The sequence below is a fragment of the Rugamonas rubra genome (assembly GCF_900114705.1).
GTDB classification, from domain to species: Bacteria; Pseudomonadota; Gammaproteobacteria; order Burkholderiales; family Burkholderiaceae_D; genus Rugamonas; species Rugamonas rubra.
Map to the genome: position 1 here is coordinate 1 of NZ_FOTW01000044.1, position 18427 is coordinate 18427.

Sequence of the window (18427 nt, forward strand, 5' to 3'; positions counted from 1 at the left end):
CGCTGTTTTGCGCGCTCCGTTCTGCGGGGAGGCGAACTATAGCAAAGCGACTGTTTACTTACAAGAACTATTTCCGGTGCTGGCACCAAGCTTGCTTCTCCAGTTACGCAACAACAGTGGCGCGCTGCAGCCCGCTTTGCTTTGCTCACATTCTGCACAGGTGCTACATTATGGAGCACTTGTGCAGTTACAAGAAGGCCGTGCATAGAACACGGCTCACTGGAGACGAGACCCCATGTACCGACAGACTGCTCAAGATCTGAATAGCGCCGCCGTGCCCGCCACCTGCACGCCCAGGGCGGCCGGATGGGCCGACAATATGCCGCTCATCATCGAAACCTCGCACCAGCGCTCGGTGGCCTACGGCCTGGCGCCGGACGGCGCGGCCGATTTCAGCCCGATACGAGCCGACGCCCTCTCCGTCCTGATCGAAAAGAACCGCCTGCTGCACACCCATGCGGTGCCGGCCATGGAGACGCTGTACCAGCAGATCGTCAACACCCACAATATGGTGATCCTGACCGACGCCAACGGCGTCATCGTCCACTCGCTGGGCGACGACGACTTCCTCGAGAAGGCCAACCGCGTCGCGCTGCAACCGGGCGTGGCCTGGTCCGAGGCCAGCAAGGGCACCAACGCGATCGGCACCGCCATCGCCGAAAAGGCGCCGGCGCTGGTCCACGCCGACCAGCACTTCCTGTCCGCCAACCACTTCCTGACCTGCTCGGCGGCGCCAATCACCGACCACCTGGGCAACGTGGTCGGCGTGCTCGACGTCTCCGGCGACCAGCGCAGCTTCCACAAGCACACCATGGCCCTGGTGCGCATGTCCGCGTTGATGATCGAGAACCAGCTGTTCGCCGCCACCTTCGAGGACGCCATCACCGTCCACTTCCACGCCCGCCCCGAGTTCATCGGCACGCTGATGGAGGGCATCGCCTCGTTCAGCCCCGGCGGCCGCTTCCTGTCGGCCAACCGCAACGGCTTGTTCCAGCTCGGCCTGTCCTACGCGGCGCTGCAGTCACACACCTTCAGCTCCTTGTTCGGCTTGCCGGTGTCGGCGCTGTATGAGCACTACCGCACCGCCTCGCCCGGCCTGCTCAACCTGTGCATGCACAGCGGCGTGCGGGTCTACGGCCGCGCCCAACTGCGCTTGTCGAGCGGCGTGTTCCAGCAATCGCTGGGCGCCGCCGAGCCGACCGCGCCGGCGACCGCGCCCTCGCCTTCGGCCGGCAGCGCGGCGGCCGGCCATGCCGCCAGCGCGGCGCGCCGCCTGTCCGGTCTGCGCTACCTGCGCACCGGCGATCCGCAACTGGAGCTGGTGATCGACAAGGTATCCAAAGTGCTCGGCCGCGACATCCCCATCATGATCATGGGCGAGACCGGCACCGGCAAGGAGCTGCTGGCCCAGGCCATCCACAACGATTCGCCGCGCGCCATGAGCCCCTTCGTCGCCGTCAACTGCGCCTCGATTCCCGAGACGCTGATCGAGTCGGAGCTGTTCGGCTACGAGGACGGCGCCTTCACCGGCGCCCGCAAGAAGGGCGCCATCGGCCGCATCCTGCAGGCCAACGGCGGCACCTTGTTCCTCGACGAGATCGGCGACATGCCCTTCAGCCTGCAGGCGCGCCTGCTGCGCGTGCTGCAGGAGCGCATGGTGACGCCGCTCGGCAGCGGCAAATCGATCCCCGTCAACGTCGAAGTCATCTGCGCCACCAACCACAATCTGCGCGAGCGCATGGCCAAGGGCCTGTTCCGCGAGGATTTGTATTACCGTCTGAACGGCCTGGTGGTCAAGCTGCCGCCACTGCGCGAGCGCACCGACCTCGACACCGTGGTCAAGAAGATCCTCGCCGCCGAGTCGGGCAGCGAGCGCCACGCCATCTCGCCCGAGCTGCTGCGCCTGTTCCACCAGCACAAATGGCCGGGCAACTTCCGCCAGCTGACCAACCTGCTGCGCACCGCCATCGTCATGGCCGGCGACGAGCACGAGATCTGCCAGCGCCACATGCCCGACGACTTCCTCGACGATATCGAGGTGGCGCAGACCCTGGGCGACAGCCATAGCACCGCCCAGATGATCGCCACCGGCGCCAACCTGGAGGAGATGGAGCAGTCGGTGATCCTCAAGTCGCTCGAGGCGCACGGCGGCAACGTCTCGGCCACGGCGCGCGCGCTGGGCGTCTCGCGCAACACCATCTACCGCAAGGTGCCCAACCTGAAGTGAGCCGTTCAGGCGGTCGGCGGGAAGGTGGCCGAGCGCCACACCCCACCCTGCTTATCGATGGTCATCAGGTCCACGCCGGGCAGTTGCGCCGCCATGGCGCGCGCCCTGTCGCGCCCCATCACCATGAAGGCGGTCGACAGGCCGTCGGCCAGCATGCCGTTCGGCGCCAGCACCGTCACGCTGGCCAACTCGGTGGGCGAATCGCCGAGCGCCGGGTCGAAGATATGGTGGTGGGCGAAGTCCGGCGTGAACGCCGCCTCGTAGTCGCCCGAGGTGGCGACGCCGCAGCCATCTATATACAACGTTGCCGCCAGCGCGTCGGCCTCGCGCGGGTCGCGCACTCCCAGCGTCCACGGGTCGGCGCCGCGCCGGCGTCCGCGCGCGACGAATTCGCCGGCGTCGATCAAGGCGTGGCGCACGCCGCGCGCCTGCACCGCCGCCAATGCCAGGTCGGCCGCGTAGCCCTGCGCCAGCCCGTTGAGGGTGATCGCCATGCCGGCCCCGCGCAGGCGCGCTTGGCGGCTGTCGAAGTCAAGCTGGCGCCAGTCGACCAGTCCATGCGCGCGCCGCCGCTGCTGGTCCGACGGCAGCGCCGACTGCTGCGCCGCCGCGCTGAAGGTTTGCCACAGCGGCTGAACGGTGATGTCGAAGGCGCCATCGCTCAGGCGCGACAACTCGCGCGCCTGCGCCAGCACCGCCAGCAAGTGCGGGTGCGGCCGCGCCAGCACACCGTCGCGATTCAATTGGTAGACCTGGCTGGCCCGGTTGTAGATGCTCATCAAGCGGTCGACCGACTGCGCCGCGCTCAGGGCATCCTCGATCGCCAGCTGCGCCTGGCGCGCGTCGTCGTGCATCAGCGTGATGCCGATCGTGGTGCCGAAGGCCAGCGCAGCGCCACTGTGGCGCCGCATGCCGCTGCGCGCGGCGATCGTGGCCACCGCCGCCATGGCGCCGATACCGGCGCAAATAAAGCTTCGACGACGCATCAGGAACTCCTTTGCACGGGCATAATCGGAATGGTGCGGGAGCGTTTCAGCTCCAGCATCAACGGCGCACACTTCTCGTCGCTTTCATAGATCACCACGCAGTCCAAGCACTGGAAGCACTCCTCGTAGACCACCTTGCCATCGGGCTTGATGGCCTGGTAGTCGCAACGGTGGCGGCAGGTTTGGCACGGCGTGCCGCACTCGCTGCGGCGTGGAATCCAGTCCAGCAGGCGGACGCGGCCCAGCAGCGCCAGCGCCGCGCCGAACGGGCACAGGTAGCGGCAAAAGAACTTGTAGACGAAGCTACTGGCCAACAACAACCCGACCGCGTAGGCCACATACGGCCACGAGCGGACGAAGTTCAAAGTGATGGCGGTCTTGAACGGTTCCAGCTCGACCAGCTTGTCGGTCAGCTCGGTCTGGAACAAGGTGCTGGCCATGATCAGCGCCAGCAGCACGTACTTGAGAATCTTCAAGCGCGCGTCGGTCACGCCGCGCAGCTTGAGCTGCGGTATGTGCAGCCACTGCGCCAGCTTGCCCGTCAACTCCTGCAACGCGCCGAAGGGGCACAGCCAACCGCAGAAGGTGCCGCGCCCCCACAGCAGCAGCGACAGCGCCACAAACAGCCACAGCACCACGGTCATCGGATCGAACAGCAGGAACTCCAGGCCGCGCCCGGCCAGCAGCGCCTGCGCCACGCCGGTCAGGTTGACGATCGACAGCTGCCCCTGCGCGTAGTAGCCGACAAAGCCCACCGTGAAGGCGAGGAAGCCGGCGCGGAACCAGGCGAAGCGGCGGCCGTTCGCGCTCAGGCGGCGCTGCATGGCCAGCGCCAGCGCCAACACGGCCAGCGCCACGCCCAGCACCAGCAGCTCGTCGCGCCGGCTGCCCCACACGCCCTGCCAAGACTTGTTGTTGCCCTCCCCCGCCAGATAAAACCGCGCCGGTAGGCGATACGCGATCTTCAACTCGCGCGTGAAGCGCTCCGGATAGACGATGCCCTTGCTGCGCGTGATCGGCAGCGAAAACTCCATGGGACTGCCCGGATCGAGGCCGGCCTGGCTGATGATGCGCAGGGCCGTGACGCTGGCGTCCGGCAGATGCAGGCTGTCGGCCAGCGCCAGCTCCAGATCCAGGTCGCGCATATCGATCGGCAGGCCGTCCTGCTTCAACAACAGCCGGTCGGACACGCTGCCGCGCACGAACTCCTCGCCGATGATGCTGTGCCGGCCGGTGGACATGACCAGCATCGCGTGGTCGCCGTCGTCCAGCCGGCCCTTCAATTTGGTCCAGCCGCGCGCCGTCAGCACATTGCGGCCCACCGACGGCACCGACGCATAGGCCAGGTACAGGTCGATGAACACTTCGTCGGGCCGCTGCAGCGCCTGCGCATCCAGGCCGGCGCCCGGGCTGCCGGCGAACAGCTTCTCGACGTCGCGGTTGCTCACGCGCAGATGCGCGACCAGGCCGTCGGCCAACAGCTGCTCGGTGCTGCGGCTGTCGAACACGTCCTGGCGCACGCGCGCGATCATGTCCGGGTCGCGGCCCGCCGCGAAGCCCAGCTTTTTGCGCGCCACCTTCAGCGCCGCCGCCAGCACGCTCTGGTTGATGATGCGCACCGACGCCGTCGCCTTGGAGACGCCGTCGATATAGGCATGCGCGGCGTCGGGATGGCGCGCGCGCTTGGTGTTGGTCTCGATGCTGATGCTCTGCTTGAGCGACAGGCCCTGGTACTGTTTGACGAACTGCAGCAGCGGCCCCTCGCCCAGACCGTCGAGGAACACCGGCTCGTGCTGCGACAGCATGACCACGTCGAGGAAGCCGCCCTTGGTGTCGATCGTCACCAGCATATTCGGCGGCACGCCGGAGAAACCCGGAATCGGCGCCAGGTCGGCCGATTCGAACACATAGCCCACCAGCTCGGTCGCGGTGGCGTTTTGCTTGAACAGCGGCCAAGCGGCCAGCTCGGCGTCCTTCTGACCGACGATCAGCGGCGCCGGAAAGCGCCGTACCAACTCGTCGTGCGTCATCACGCCCGCCAGTGCCGGTGCCGGCGCCGCCGTCATCAGCAGTGCCAGCATGGTGAATACAAGCTTGAACAGAATTCGCATGTCTGCCTTGTTATGCAGGCGGCGGCAGCCACGCCACCGCCTGCCAGCGATCAGAAGAAGATGATACCGCCGAACGAGGCGCCGTTGAGCTTACCTTCGCCGCCGGCGAAGGCCTTCGAGCGGGTCTGGCCGACTTCACCAATCAGCGTGATGGCGCTGGTGATGTTGTAGTACGCGCCCAGCGTCAGGTTGGCGTTCGACTTCAGGCCGCCGGTGCCGGCGGTGTTGTCGTCGTTCTTGCTGATGCCGTAGCTCAGACCCAGCTTGAGCTTGTCGGCCGCCTTGTAGGTGCCCTGCACGAAGTAGTTCTTCGACTTGGTGTCGCCCTGGTCGGCGTCCGACAGGATGCCCAGCGCCTTGCCGGCCTGGAAGTTGGCCAGCAGTGCAGCCGGGCCGTTGCTGTACGAGGCGCCCAGCTCCATGCCGGACATGGTCAGGTCGCCCGTGCCCGGCGTGGTGGTGGTGAACTTCTGCGTCTTCACGCCCAGCCAGCCCTTGAAGCCGTCGGCCGCGTAGCTCAGCTGCGCCTGTACCTGCGGGCTCGACTTGGTGCTGTAGCGCGGGCCGGCGATGATCGGCGTGTCGGCCACCGGGCTGACCAGCGCCGCGTCCACACTCAGGCCGGACGAGGACTTCGGCGAGCTGTAGGCGATCTGGCCGTAGTAGCCCACATAGCTGTAGCCGGCGCCGATGTGGCCCAGCGTGACGCGGCCGCGCTGGGTCGCCTGCACCGGCGCGCCGGCGCCGATCAAGGTCATGTCGCCGAAGATGGCGTTGGCGCCGAAGATGCCGTTGTCGCGGCCCAGCTTGACCGTGCCCATCTGCGCGTTACCGAAGGTGAAGTAGGCCTGGCGCACGTCGACCACGTTGTTCTGCGCGATGGCGCTGTCGGTGGCGGTGGCGCTGTAGATGCCGATCAGCGCCTTGATGTCGTAGTCGCCCTGGCGCGACGAGGCCGACGTCACCAGGCCGTTCGGCAGCAGGCCGTTGCCGATGGTGGTGCGGCCGTTCTCGCCTCCGCAGCCGAGCGCCTTGCCGCCCAGCGCCAGTCCGCCGACCGCGTCGCCCGAGCAGGACACTTGCGTGTAGTAGGCGTTGACGATGCCGCCCAGCGACAGGTTCCAGTCACCGGCCTTGAAATCGACCGCCTGCGCGGATTGCGTTGCCGCTGCAGCCAGCGCGCCCAGTACGAAAATCTTCTTCATTTGTTGTCCCCGTTTCTTATCGGTTTGTTGGTGATACATCGCGTTTGATGTAACTTCACCTTCGCAATTTGCATGCCCGCCGGCGCTTACGGGGGGAAGGCGCGCGGCGCGACGCACACGGTGTGCAGAACTGGATCAGACTGTTGCGCCACTGTTCACAATTAGACCTATCGTCAAAGCGCACCAGCGCCAGCAAGGCCTACAAAAAAAAACTGACGGCCGAAGCCGTCAGAAAAAAGCGTTCAGGCTGGAGAGGGCATATCAACCCTTGACTCCTGAACGCGGCTCAATCGAATTACTTGGCCGGCAGTTTGAACACCCAGACGGAACCACCCTGTTCGAGGAAGTTGACCTTCTTGGCCACCTCGCCGCCCCACAGCGGCACCGCGCCACCCCAGCCGGAGACCACGGCGATGTACTGCGTATCGCCATCCTGCCAAGTGACCGGCGGCGCCACCACGCCGGAGCCGGTTTGGAACTTCCACAGTTCCTTGCCGTTCTTGGCGTCGACCGCCTTCAGGTAGCCCTCAGGCGTGCCGTAGAACACCAGGCCGCCGGCGGTGGTCATCACACCGCCCCACAGTGGCGCGTTGTTCTTGATCTCCCAAACGATCTTGCCGGTCTTCGGATCGACCGCGCGCATCGCGCCGATGTAGTCCTCGTTCAGCGGGCGGATGGTGAAGCCCGCGCCAAGGAAGGCGCCGCCCTTCTTGTAGCTGATCGGCTCGTTCCAGATGTCCATGCCCCATTCGTTGGCCGGCACATAGAACAACTTGGTCTGCGGGCTGTAGGCCATCGGCATCTGGTTCTTCGCGCCGAGGAAGGCCGGCGCCGAGAACACGGTGCTGCCCTTCTTGCCCTCTTCGCCCTTGGTCGGATCGCCCGGACGGTTCTCCTTGATGAAGTTGGGTCGGCCGGTCTTCAGGTCGATGCTGCTGGCCCAGGTGATCTTCTTCACGAACGGGAAGGCGTTCTGCAGCTTGCCGTTGTTCGCGTCGATCACGTAGAAGAAGCCGTTGCGGTCGGCCTTGCCGCCGTAACGCTTGCCATCCATGTCGAAGGTGACGAACTCGTTGGCACCGTCGAAGTCCCACGAATCGTTTGGCGTGTTCTGGTAGGACCATTTGATCTGGCCGGTCTTCACGTCCAGCGCCACGGTCGACGAGGAGAACAGGTTGTCGCCGGGACGCAGGTGGCTGTTCCACGGCGCCGGATTGCCGGTGCCGAAGTAGGCCAGGCCGGTGCCGGCGTCGTAGGTGCCGCCCATCCAAGTCGAGGCGCCGCCGGTTTTCCACAGGTCGCCCGGCCAGGTCTTGTTCAGCGTGCCGGAGATGCCGTTCTCGATCGCCTTGCCGTCCTTGTCGTAGCGGTAGCCCATATGGCCTTCGACTGTCGGCCGGGTCCACAGCAGATCGCCGGTGGCCGGATTGCGCGCCTCGACGCGGCCGACAACGCCGAACTCGCCGCCGGACACACCGGTCAGCAACACGCCGTTGGCGATCAACGGCGCCGCCGTCATCGAATAGCCGGCCGCGTAGTCGTCGACCTTCTCCTTCCAGACAATCTTGCCGGTGTCCTGGTCCAGCGCCACCAGATAGGCGTCGAGCGTGCCGAAGATGACCAGGTTGCCGTACAGCGCGGCGCCACGGTTGACCACGTCGCAGCAAGGCATGATGCCGTCGGGCAGACGGTGCTCATACTTCCACAGCTTGGCGCCGGTCTTCAAGTCGATCGCGAAGATGCGCGAATACGACGCGGTGACGAACATCTTGCCCTTGTAGATCAGCGGTTGCGACTCCTGGCCGCGCTGCTTCTCGCCGCCGAAGGAGAACGACCAGGCCGGCGCCAGCTTGGCGACGTTGCCGGTGTTGACCTGGGTGAGCGGCGAGTAGCGCTGGCCTTCCGCGCCCATACCGAACGACAGCACGCTGTCGGTACTCTTGGATGCCTTGTTCAGCATGGCGGTGGTGACATCGGCGGCCTGCGCCAACGTCATGCCGGCCAAGCCTAGGCATACTGCGATGATTTTTTTCTGCACAATCTTCCCCTCTATTTTTAATTATCGGATTTAAACGCGTTGCGGCCCCTGCCCTGCTCGGCCTGATGCAGCATGCCCAGCTCCTCGTCGGTGAACAGGCGCGAGCGCGTCAAAAAACGCTGCCCGGTGCCGTTATCCAACGAGAACATGCCGCCATTACCATTCACCACATCGATGATCAGCTGCGTGTGTTCCCAGTACTCGAACTGCTCGAGCCCCATGTAGAAAGGCGTGCCATCCAGGTTGCCGAGGTAGACGTCGGTGTCGCTGAGATTGAACTCGCCGGACGCGTAGCACATCGGCGCGCTGCCGTCGCAGCAGCCGCCCGACTGGAAGAACATGAGCGGGCCGTGCTGCAGGCGCAGGCGGGCGATCATCTCCAACGCGGCGGCGGTGGCCGTGACGCGCGCGATAGCGTTATGCATGGTGAGCCTTTCAGAAGCCCCGCCGCGGACGCGGCGGGGCACGGTGCCGCAGTTAGAAGAAGCCCAGCGCTTTCGGGCTGTAGCTGACCAGAAGATTCTTGGTCTGCTGGTAGTGGTCCAACATCATCTTGTGGTTTTCGCGGCCGATGCCCGACTGCTTGTAGCCGCCGAACGCGGCGTGGGCCGGGTACAGGTGGTAGCAGTTGGTCCAGACGCGGCCGGCCTGGATGCCGCGGCCGACGCGGAAGGCGCGCGAACCGTCGCGCGTCCACAGGCCGGCGCCCAGGCCGTACAAGGTGTCGTTGGCGATTTCCAGCGCTTCGGCTTCATCCTTGAAGGTGGTGACCGACACCACCGGGCCGAAGATCTCCTCCTGGAAGATGCGCATCTTGTTGTGGCCCTTGAAGACGGTAGGGGTGACGTAGTAGCCGCCCTCCAGGTCGCCGCTCTGGTTGTTGCGCGCGCCGCCGGCGAGCAGCTCGGCGCCTTCCTGTTTGCCGATGTCCATGTAGGAGAGGATTTTCTCCATCTGCTCCTGCGAGGCCTGGGCGCCGATCATCGTCGACGAGTCGAGCGGGTTGCCCTGCTTGATGGCGGCGACGCGCTTGAGCGCGCGTTCGATGAACTTCTCGTAGATCGATTCCTGGATCAGCACGCGCGACGGGCAGGTGCACACCTCGCCCTGGTTCAGCGCGAACATGGCGAAGCCTTCCAGGCATTTGTCGAAGAAGTCGTCGTCGGCGTCCATCACGTCGGCGAAGAAGATGTTCGGCGACTTGCCGCCCAGTTCCAGCGTCACCGGGATCAGGTTCTGCGCCGCGTACTGCATGATCAGGCGGCCGGTGCCGGTTTCGCCGGTGAAGGCGATCTTGGCGATGCGCTTGTTCGAGGCCAGCGGCTTGCCCGCCTCCAGGCCGAAGCCGTTGACGATGTTGAGCACGCCCGGCGGCAGCAGGTCGCCGATCAATTCGATCAGTACCATGATGGAAGCCGGGGTCTGTTCGGCCGGCTTCAACACCACGCAGTTGCCGGCGGCCAGCGCCGGCGCCAGCTTCCACACCGCCATCAGGATCGGGAAGTTCCAAGGGATGATCTGGCCGACCACGCCGAGCGGCTCGTGGAAGTGGTAGGCGTAGGTCTCCGAATCGATCTGTGCGACCGAGCCTTCCTGGGCGCGGATGCAGCCGGCGAAGTAGCGGAAGTGGTCGATCGCCAGCGGAATGTCGGCCGCCATGGTTTCGCGGATCGGCTTGCCGTTGTCGATGGTCTCGGCCGTCGCGATCAGGGCCAGGTTGGCCTCCATGCGGTCGGCGATCTTGTTGAGGATGTTGGCGCGCTCGGTTTGCGAGGTCTTGCCCCAGGCGGCCTTGGCGGCGTGGGCCGCGTCCAGCGCCAGTTCGACGTCCTCGGCGGTGGAGCGGGCGATCTCGCAGAACACCTGGCCGGTGATCGGCGTGATGTTACCGAAGTAGAGACCGTTCACCGGCGCGACGAATTTGCCGCCGATGTAGTTGTCGTAACGTGGTTTGAATGGGTTGGCTACACCCAGTTTGCTGATGTCCGCGAGATTCATTGTCGTCCTCTTTCTGCTTTGGTTATGAGCCGTTATGGAAACGGGGCCGGTTGGGCACATGTCTCTTTTCGCAAGTGCCGTGCCAGCTCCTTCGCGCCGGGCGGGAGGCGCGTTGGAATGCGGGTTGTCAGAGGGGAGGAGCGCCTCCCCGCCGGCGGCGCCACCGCCGCCGCGCCCGCTCCGCCCTGCGACACCTGTTCAAGTTTGGAACAGTTGTCACATCATTCAACGAATCACCACACCCCAGGGCAGCTCGCCGACGGCCACCTCGGCGCTCTTGCTGGCACTCGCCGTGTCGATCACCGAGACGCTGTTGGAGCGGCCGTTGGCGACATACAGCGTGGCGCCGTCCGGCGTCAGCGCCATGTTCCAGGGCCGCTTGCCGACGGCGATGGTGGCGCTGACCGCGTTGCGCGCCGTGTCGATCACCATCACGCTGCCGTCGGTGCCGTTGGAGACATACACGTGTTTACCGTCCGGGTGCACCGCAATGCCGTTGGCGTTGCGCCCGGCGGCCACCTTGGCCACCGCCCGTTGGCTGGCCATGTCGATGACGAAGACGGTGTTGACCATCTCGCAGGCGACGTAGGCGCGGCTCGAGTCCGGCGCGAAGCCGATGCCGCGCGGCCGCAGGCCGACCGCGATGCTGCCGCTCTGCCGCCGCGCCGCGACGTCGATCACGTCGACCTGCTCGGCCTCCTCGGCGCTGACCAGCAGCCAGCGGCCGTCCGGGCTGAACACAGCATGCTCGGGATTCTTGCCCTGCACCTTGATATCGGCCAGCAGAGCGCCGCTGGCCGCGTCGATCAGGCTGACGCTGTTGCTCTCCTCGACGGCGACGGCGATGTACTTGCCGTCGGCCGAGGCGCTGACGCCCTCGGGCGACTTGCCAAGCGCAATCCGCTTCAGCATCACGCCGTTGCCGCTGTCGATGACCAGCAGCTCGTTGCTGGCGGCGTCGGTCACGTACAGGCGCTGCCCGGACGGATCGCTGGCGATGCCGCGCGGCCGCGTGCCGGCGCTGATGGTGCGCACGACTGTGGCGTTGGCGGTGTCGATGACGCTGATGCTGCCCGACTTCTCGTTCGGCACGTAGGCGAACGGCGCCGCCAGCGCCACGCCACCAACTAGCAGGCTGCACGCCAGCGCCGCCGCGCGCAGCGCAAGGGATGTTTGGTTCAGGTTGTTCACGGCACGGCCTTTCATCAGCCGCGCGCGGAATCGCGCGCGTGCGCGAAAGAAGATGCAATCGCCGTGCCAGGCGCCGCGCCGCGCACAGCGTCGATGCCGCGCGCCGCGCCAAAGCCATGGCAGGCATATTGCTTACTACAAAAGACCAGACCAGCCGGCGCAACCGCGCCGAAGCGGCACCTTCACCTCACCAGCTTGGAGACACCATGAAGCAGCACCCCTTTCGTTTGAACGCGATCGCCGCCCTATTCACCGCCGGTAGCGCGGCGCTGGCGCCGGCCGCCTATTCCGCCAGCGCCGACTCGAACGGCGCCGACGCCGCTGCGTCGGCCGAGGTGGTGGTGGTCAGCGGCACCCGCGTCGGCCATGCCAGCTTCGACCTACCGGCCGCCATCGACGTGCTCGACGCCGCCCGCATCCGCGACGGCCAGGCCCGCGTCAACGCCTCCGAGGCGCTGGCCGCCGTGCCCGGCCTGGTCGCGCAGAACCGGCAAAACTACGCGCAGGACTTGCAGATCTCCTCGCGCGGCTTCGGCGCGCGCTCGGCCTTCGGCGTACGCGGCGTGCGCCTGATCGCCGACGGCATCCCGGCCAGCATGCCCGACGGCCAGGGCCAGGCGGCCACCTTCAACCTCGACATGGCCGAACGCATCGAGGTGCTGCGCGGCCCCTTCTCGGCCATCTACGGCAACCACTCCGGCGGCGTGATCCAGTTGTTCACCCGCGACGGCGACGGTGCGCCGACGCTGGAGACCACGCTGGTCGGCGGCAGCGACGGCGCCCGCAAGCTCGACCTGAACGCCCGGGGCAAAGCCGGCGCGGTCGGCTATGTGCTCGACGCGTCGCGCTTCGACACCGACGGCTACCGCAGCCACAGCGCCGCCCGGCGCGAGCAGGCAATGGCCAAGCTGACCCTGGCGCCACTCGACGGCGCCAAACTGACCATCGTCGCCAACGGCCTGCGCCAGCACGACACCCAGGACCCGCTCGGCGTGCAGTGGGCCACCTTCCTACGCGACCCGCGCGCCGGCGAGATCGACAGCACCGACACCCAGTCGTCCAAGCGCACTTTCGCCGAACGCTACGACACCCGCAAGAGCATCGACCACCAGCAGCTCGGCGCCAGCTGGGAACAGCGCTTCGGCGACGACCGCCTGCGCGTCACCGCCTACGCCGGCAACCGCCAGGTGATCCAGTACCAGGCCTTCTCCAAGGGCTTCCAGGCGCCGGCCAGCCACTCCGGCGGCGTGGTCGACTTCGACCGCGACTTCTATGGCAGCGACATCAACTGGCTGCACGTGGTCCAGCTGGCCGGCGGTAAACTGAGCACCACGATCGGCATCGACTACGGCCGCTCGTCCGACGCCCGCCAGGGCTACGAGAACTTCGTCGGCGCCCAGTTCGGCGTGCGCGGCAAGCTGCGCCGCGACGAGCGGGACACCGTCTCCAGCGTCGATCCCTACGTGCAGACGGAGTGGCAGTCCGGCCCCTGGCTGCTCAGCGCCGGCCTGCGCCACAGCCGCATGAAGGTCGAGGTCGACGACCACTTCGCCAGCAACGGTAACGACAGCGGCTCGCTCAGCTACAGCCACACCACGCCGGTGCTCGGCCTGCTGTACCAGGTGTCGCCGCGTCTGAACGTCTACGCCAGCGCCGCGCGCGGCTTCGAAGCGCCGACCCTCAACGAGCTGTTCTATTCCGGCGCCGCCGCCGGCTTCAACTTCAATTTGAAGGCGGCGCAAAGCACCCACCTGGAGGCCGGCGTCAAGGCGCGGCTGGATCAGGGCACGCGCATGAACGCCGCCCTGTTCCAGGTGCGCACCAGCGACGAGCTGGTGGTCGACAGTTCCAACGGCGGCCGCACCAGCTATCGCAACGCCAGCAGCACGCTGCGCCAGGGCGCCGAACTGTCGCTGGACTCGTCGTGGAAGCACGGCTTCAGCTCGCGCCTGGCGCTGACCACGCTGCGCGCGGTGTATCAACAGGGCTTTGGCGCGGTGCAGCGCGGCAGCCGGCTGCCCGGCGTGCCGAACGCGAACGCCTACTCGGAGTTGGCCTGGAAGGATAGCGCCGAACGCTTCGGCGCCGCGCTGGAGGCGCAGGCCAGCAGCCGGATCTACGCCGAGGACGCCAACCTGGACAGGCCGGCGCCCGGCTACGGCATCCTCAACGCGCGCGTCAACGCCAGCCAGAACTGGGGCGGCTGGCGCTTCAAGCAGTTCATCCGCGTGAACAACCTGCTCGACAAGGTGTATGTGGGTTCGCTGATCGTTGGTGACACCAACAAGCGCTATTACGAGGCGGCGCCTGGGCGCAACTGGCTGCTGGGAGCCAGTGCGCAGTACGCCTTCTAGAAGCGGTAACGCAGACCGGCCACCACGGAACGTGGTGCGCCGGGTGCGACAAAGCGGGCCAGCGCCGCCTCGGCCGGATTGTCGTGCGGTTGCAGCAGACGGCCTTGCGGGAACATGTCGAGTGCCACCGCGCCGTAGCTTTCATAACGGCGGTTGGTCACGTTGCCGACCCGGGCGAACAACTCCCAGCCCGGTGCCGGACGATAGCTGGCGCGCAGGCTGAGCAAGGCGTAGCCACGGATGCGCCAGTCGGCGTACTTGAGCGGTTCGCCTTCCACGGGATCGGCGCGCAACCCGTCCTCGTTGCCCTGGCTGAGCATGTCGGACACGGCCTGCAGGTCGGCGCCCAAGGTCAGCGCCGGCATGGCGCGCCAGTCCAGTCCCAGCTTGAGCGTGTGGCGCGGCAGGCCGGCGATGCGCGTGCCCGGCCCCACCTTGACGTTGCGCGCGCCGGTGAACAACTCGCCGTCGGCGTCGTAGCTGGCGTCCAGATAGCTGTATGCCAGCCGCGCCGTCACCGTGCCGGCCTGCGCGCTGGCGTTCAAATCCATGCCTTGATGCCGCGTGCGCGAGAAATTGGAGAAGTAGCCCTGCTGGGTCGCGCCGGCGCTGCGGAACAGGATGTCGTCCCGGTTGACGATGCGGTATAGCGACGCCGACACGCTTGCGCCGCGTCCCGCCGTCCACCGCGCGCCCGCCTCGACACTGCGTGACACCACCTGTTTCAGGTAGGGATCGGACTGCAGGCCGACCGGCAGACGACAAGGCTGCGCCGGGTCGGCGCAACCGAGTTCGATCACCGTCGGCACGCGATTGCTTTGCGACAGATTGGCGAACAAGGTCAAGGCCGCGTTGGCATCGTGCGTGATGCCGACGGCCGGATTGAGCTTGCGATAGGTGAAGCGTTCTTCCGGCTGGGCCGCGTCGCCGTTGACCAGAGCATTGCTGACGCGCGCCAGGTTGTAGCGCGCCGACGCCGTCAAATGCGTTGCCGGCGCCAGCTGCCAGGTGTCGGCCGCATACAAGCCCCAGCTGTGCGCGCTGCCGGTGACGGAAGACTCGGCCTCGCGCTCGGCCGTGCCGTCGGCCAGCACCGCGCGTTGCGGCGTGAAGTCGGCGGCCTGGGTGAACTGGGCGAAGCTGACGCTGCTGGCGTCGTAGCTGGTGCCGAGCACCAGGCGGTGGCTGGCCAAGTCGGTGCTCAGGTTGACGCTGAAACCACGGCCGGTCTGCCGCGTGCGGGTGGTGTTGAAGGACGCCGTATGCAGCGCGGCGCCCTCGCTTTGGCTGTCATGGCAGGAGGCGGGATCGGCCGCCGCGCCGTCGGCCAAAAAGCCGGCCGCGCAGTCGCGCACATAATCGGCATACTCGTCGGCGACGTCGCCGTTGACGGTGTCGCGCCGGCTGTTGCGCACGTAGGCGTTGGCCGACAACTCAGTGCGCTCGCCATACCGCTGTGTTATCGCCAGCACCGCCTGGCGCAAGCGGTTGCGCGTCTCGTCGGGGAAGGTGTAGGCGGCGCGGCGCTGGCTTTCATACAAGCCGTCCTGCAGACCGTCTTCGGTGACGCGGTAGCTCGGCAGCAGGCCGTTGCCGACCAGGCGGCTGCTGCCGGCCAGCAGGGCCAGGCTCCAATCGCTGTCGCCGCTGGCGCGGCCCAGCTTCAAGTAGGCGTTGCCCAGGCGGCCGTCGGAATGCTCGCGCCAACCACGGTCGTTGAACACGGTGGCGGCCAGGAAGGCGTGCCAGTGGTCCGCGCCGCTGATGCCATAGGCCAGATCGCTGCGCCGTTGGCCGCTGCTGCTGGTCGAGACGTCGGCCTCGAAGCCGGGATGGCTGCGGCCTGATTTGCTGGTCAACGCGAGCGCGCCGCCCAGCGTGTTCAGGCCGTACAGCGGATTCGAGCCGGGCACCAGCAGCACGCTGCCGATGGCCGCCTCCGGTAACATGTCCCAGTTGACCACGTCACCGAACGGTTCGTTCACCCGCACGCCGTCCAGGTACACCGAGATGCCCTGCGAGGTGCCCAGCACCGGCGAGGCGCGGAAGCCGCGAAAGGTTATATCGTTTTGAAACGGGCTGCCCGAGATCTCGTTGACGTTCACACCGCTCAGATTGCGCGCCATGAATTCGCTCAGGTTTTCGCCCGGCGCCTGCTCGCTGTTCTTCGCCGACGCCGTCTGCACCGAATACGGCAGCAGGCGCCGCTCGACGCCCAAGCCGGGCAACGGCGCCACGCCGATTATGTCGACCGACAGCATGGCCAAGGCGGGATAATCGTTCGGCACGGCCAGCGCGCCCGCGCCGCCCGTTCCACCCGGGGCGGCCTGCTGCGCCTGCGCCTGCATCGAAGCCAAGGCCAGCAGAACCGCGCAGGCCAGTGGAAGGCGACGGCTGCCGGCCGCCATCATGGCCGCACCACATTCACGCCGTATTTGTTGAAGATCGCCTGCAGCTCGCCGCTGTCGCGCAGCGAGTTGACGGCGGCCTGCAACAGCTTGGCCACCTCGACGTCGTCCTTGCGCACCGCCATGCCGACGGCCCAGCCGGCGCGCGGCAGCCGCTGGAAGGTGGCCTCGCTCAGCGGATAGGCCGGATCGCTCTTGAACACCGCCTCGATCTCGGAGCGGTTGGCCAGCACGGCGTCGATGGCGCCGGCCTTCAACTGCTCCAGGGCCTCGGCGGCCGTGTCGAAGATGCGCACGTCGTCGCGGAAGCGGCCGTTGCCCTCGCCCAGCATCACCATCGCGGCGATCGACACCTTCTCGACGCCGATTTTTTTGCCGTCCAAAGAATCGAGCCCGGCATACGCCGGAATCGCGCGCGCGCTGCGCACCAGGCGCACCGTCTCGACGTGGTACGGCGCCAAAATCTGCACCTTGCCGTTCTCGTTCATCAGTTGCGGCTCGACCGGCACGTGCAACATCACGTCGGCCGGGCCATAGCCGAGATAGTGCCCCTTCCACACCATATTGCGCAGGTCGTCGTTGAGGTTTTCACCGGCGGGGAAGGGCAGCAGGTTGAGCTTGAGGCCCAACTTGCCAGCCAACGCCTGGGCAAGATCGACATCGATGCCCGCGCCGCGATCCGAAAACGGCGCGAACTCGTTGTAGACGGCCACCTTCAGCGTACCGGACTGTTGGATCTTGCTCCAGTCGGCACGGGCCGGCGAAGCGACGCACAACAGCACGGCGGCGAGCGAACAGGCCGCGCCCGCGGCGCGTAAGTATTTTGGGAACATGGAAATCACCTTTGGATCAGGAGTTGGCCAGCGATGAAGCGTCGTAACTCAGTTCGTTTCGCGGCGCGCTTCCAGATAGGTTTTGACGGCCCACATGGCTTCCTGGCTGAACACGCCCTCAAACGGCGGCATGTAGACGGCGCCATTGCGCACCTTGCCGCGACGGATGGAGGTGAGGTAATAGGCGTCCGTTTCCTTGTAGCAGGCTTGCTTCTTGGTTTCGTTCTTGATGCTGGTACAGTCGCGGTCGAGCATGCGCAGGTCGGGCGCGATGCCGCCTGTGATCGCATCCAGGCCGTGGCAGCGGGCGCAGTTTTGGTTGTAGGCGGAGGCACCGAGCTTCAACGCCACCTTGTTGCCGCGATAAGGATTCTCGTCGCGCCACTTCTCGCCGAGCGGGGTCAAGCCTGCCGTGTCGACGGTCTGCGGAATGATGTTGCCGTGGGCCGTGGCCAGCGCCGTGGTCAGGGCCGAGGCGGCGATGAGGACGGTAGCGAAAGTGCGAAGGTGTTTCATGGGTGTCTCCTACTGTTTTTAATGGAATACAGCAGTAAGAGCAATTGCCATGCCACGTGAAGCATGTCGATGTATCGGGGGCTTGCCGGGCGAAGATGCCCTTGCAGCACAACACCGGCGGCAAGCCTGTGCCAATTTGGGACAGCTGTCACATCACCGTAGCAGCGACAGGCCTTGCGGATAGATTCAATGGACGAAAAAAAACCCCGACCAAATCACTGGAAGGGGTTTTTTAGAATAACTAGCCTGACGATAACCTACTTTCACACTGGTTGCAGCACTATCATCGGCGCAGAGTTGTTTCACGGTCCTGTTCGGGATGGGAAGGGGTGGTACCAACTTGCTATGGTCATCAGGCATTGACTTGTACGAGTGTTCGCTCCCGATTGGGCAGCGAGACTCTAAAATTGGGAAGAAGTATCAGTAAAGAATGGGGTAATGAAGTATGTCTCAACAACTCAGGCGACACGTAACTTCTCATTCTTACAACCTGCTAAGGTTATAGGGACAAGCCGTACGGGCAATTAGTACTGGTTAGCTTAATGCATTACTGCACTTCC

At 66.0% G+C, this 18427-nt stretch carries 13 protein-coding genes and 1 rRNA gene; 3 read left to right on the plus strand and 11 right to left on the minus strand.

Going from position 1 to position 18427, the window contains the following annotated elements:
• On the plus strand, positions 1 to 208 hold a 208-nt coding region (locus tag BM252_RS31500; RefSeq protein WP_217429984.1), incomplete at its 5' end, for a hypothetical protein.
• Between the two features lie 111 nt (positions 209 to 319).
• On the plus strand, positions 320 to 2227 hold the full coding sequence (locus tag BM252_RS28640; protein WP_245774491.1) for a sigma-54-dependent Fis family transcriptional regulator: 1908 nt from the start codon (positions 320 to 322) through the stop codon (positions 2225 to 2227).
• Between the two features lie 5 nt (positions 2228 to 2232).
• Here BM252_RS28640 and BM252_RS28645 read toward each other — a convergent pair whose 3' ends face one another.
• The 7 genes from BM252_RS28645 to BM252_RS28675 all read right to left on the minus strand — a co-directional run bounded on the left by BM252_RS28645 (position 2233) and on the right by BM252_RS28675 (position 11756).
• Positions 2233 to 3213, minus strand: coding sequence for an FAD:protein FMN transferase (locus BM252_RS28645; RefSeq protein WP_093391121.1), 981 nt, complete (start codon positions 3211 to 3213; stop codon positions 2233 to 2235).
• The gene (locus BM252_RS28650; protein WP_245774492.1) at positions 3213 to 5324 is read right to left on the minus strand and encodes a 4Fe-4S binding protein; all 2112 of its coding nucleotides are present in this window, start codon (positions 5322 to 5324) and stop codon (positions 3213 to 3215) included. Before BM252_RS28650 ends, BM252_RS28645 begins: the two co-directional genes overlap by 1 nt.
• A 50-nt stretch (positions 5325 to 5374) precedes the next feature.
• The gene (locus BM252_RS28655; RefSeq protein ID WP_093391124.1) at positions 5375 to 6529 is read right to left on the minus strand and encodes a porin family protein; all 1155 of its coding nucleotides are present in this window, start codon (positions 6527 to 6529) and stop codon (positions 5375 to 5377) included.
• Between the two features lie 295 nt (positions 6530 to 6824).
• Entirely contained in the window at positions 6825 to 8525 is a 1701-nt protein-coding gene (locus BM252_RS28660; RefSeq protein WP_217429985.1) for a PQQ-dependent methanol/ethanol family dehydrogenase, read from the minus strand.
• Between the two features lie 59 nt (positions 8526 to 8584).
• On the minus strand, positions 8585 to 8992 hold the full coding sequence (locus BM252_RS28665) for a DUF779 domain-containing protein (RefSeq protein ID WP_093391127.1): 408 nt from the start codon (positions 8990 to 8992) through the stop codon (positions 8585 to 8587).
• A 52-nt stretch (positions 8993 to 9044) separates the two neighbouring features.
• Complete coding sequence (gene adh, locus BM252_RS28670; RefSeq protein WP_093391129.1) at positions 9045 to 10565, minus strand: aldehyde dehydrogenase; 1521 nt, start codon at positions 10563 to 10565, stop codon at positions 9045 to 9047.
• A 225-nt stretch (positions 10566 to 10790) separates the two neighbouring features.
• Positions 10791 to 11756: a beta-propeller fold lactonase family protein gene (locus BM252_RS28675; RefSeq protein ID WP_245774493.1), complete on the minus strand. Its 966-nt coding sequence runs from the start codon at positions 11754 to 11756 to the stop codon at positions 10791 to 10793.
• 206 nt (positions 11757 to 11962) lie between these two features.
• Here BM252_RS28675 and BM252_RS28680 point away from each other — a divergent pair, with 206 nt between their 5' ends.
• Positions 11963 to 14110, plus strand: a complete 2148-nt coding sequence (locus tag BM252_RS28680) for a TonB-dependent receptor family protein (RefSeq protein ID WP_093391132.1) — start codon at positions 11963 to 11965, stop codon at positions 14108 to 14110.
• Here BM252_RS28680 and BM252_RS28685 read toward each other — a convergent pair.
• The 4 genes from BM252_RS28685 to rrf all read right to left on the minus strand — a co-directional run bounded on the left by BM252_RS28685 (position 14107) and on the right by rrf (position 18224).
• Positions 14107 to 16521 carry a TonB-dependent receptor gene (locus BM252_RS28685; RefSeq protein WP_093391134.1) on the minus strand — a complete coding sequence of 805 codons (2415 nt, stop codon included), beginning with the start codon at positions 16519 to 16521 and terminating at the stop codon, positions 14107 to 14109. The two genes, BM252_RS28680 and BM252_RS28685, sit on opposite strands and share 4 nt — an antisense overlap.
• Positions 16518 to 17351: a substrate-binding periplasmic protein gene (locus tag BM252_RS28690; protein WP_093391135.1), complete on the minus strand. Its 834-nt coding sequence runs from the start codon at positions 17349 to 17351 to the stop codon at positions 16518 to 16520. The genes BM252_RS28685 and BM252_RS28690 overlap by 4 nt, the downstream gene beginning before the upstream one ends.
• Before the next feature lie 48 nt (positions 17352 to 17399).
• Positions 17400 to 17867 carry a cytochrome c-550 PedF gene (gene pedF, locus BM252_RS28695; protein WP_093391136.1) on the minus strand — a complete coding sequence of 156 codons (468 nt, stop codon included), beginning with the start codon at positions 17865 to 17867 and terminating at the stop codon, positions 17400 to 17402.
• Between the two features lie 244 nt (positions 17868 to 18111).
• Positions 18112 to 18224, minus strand: a 5S ribosomal RNA gene (rrf, locus tag BM252_RS28700).
• Positions 18225 to 18427 lie beyond the last annotated feature (203 nt).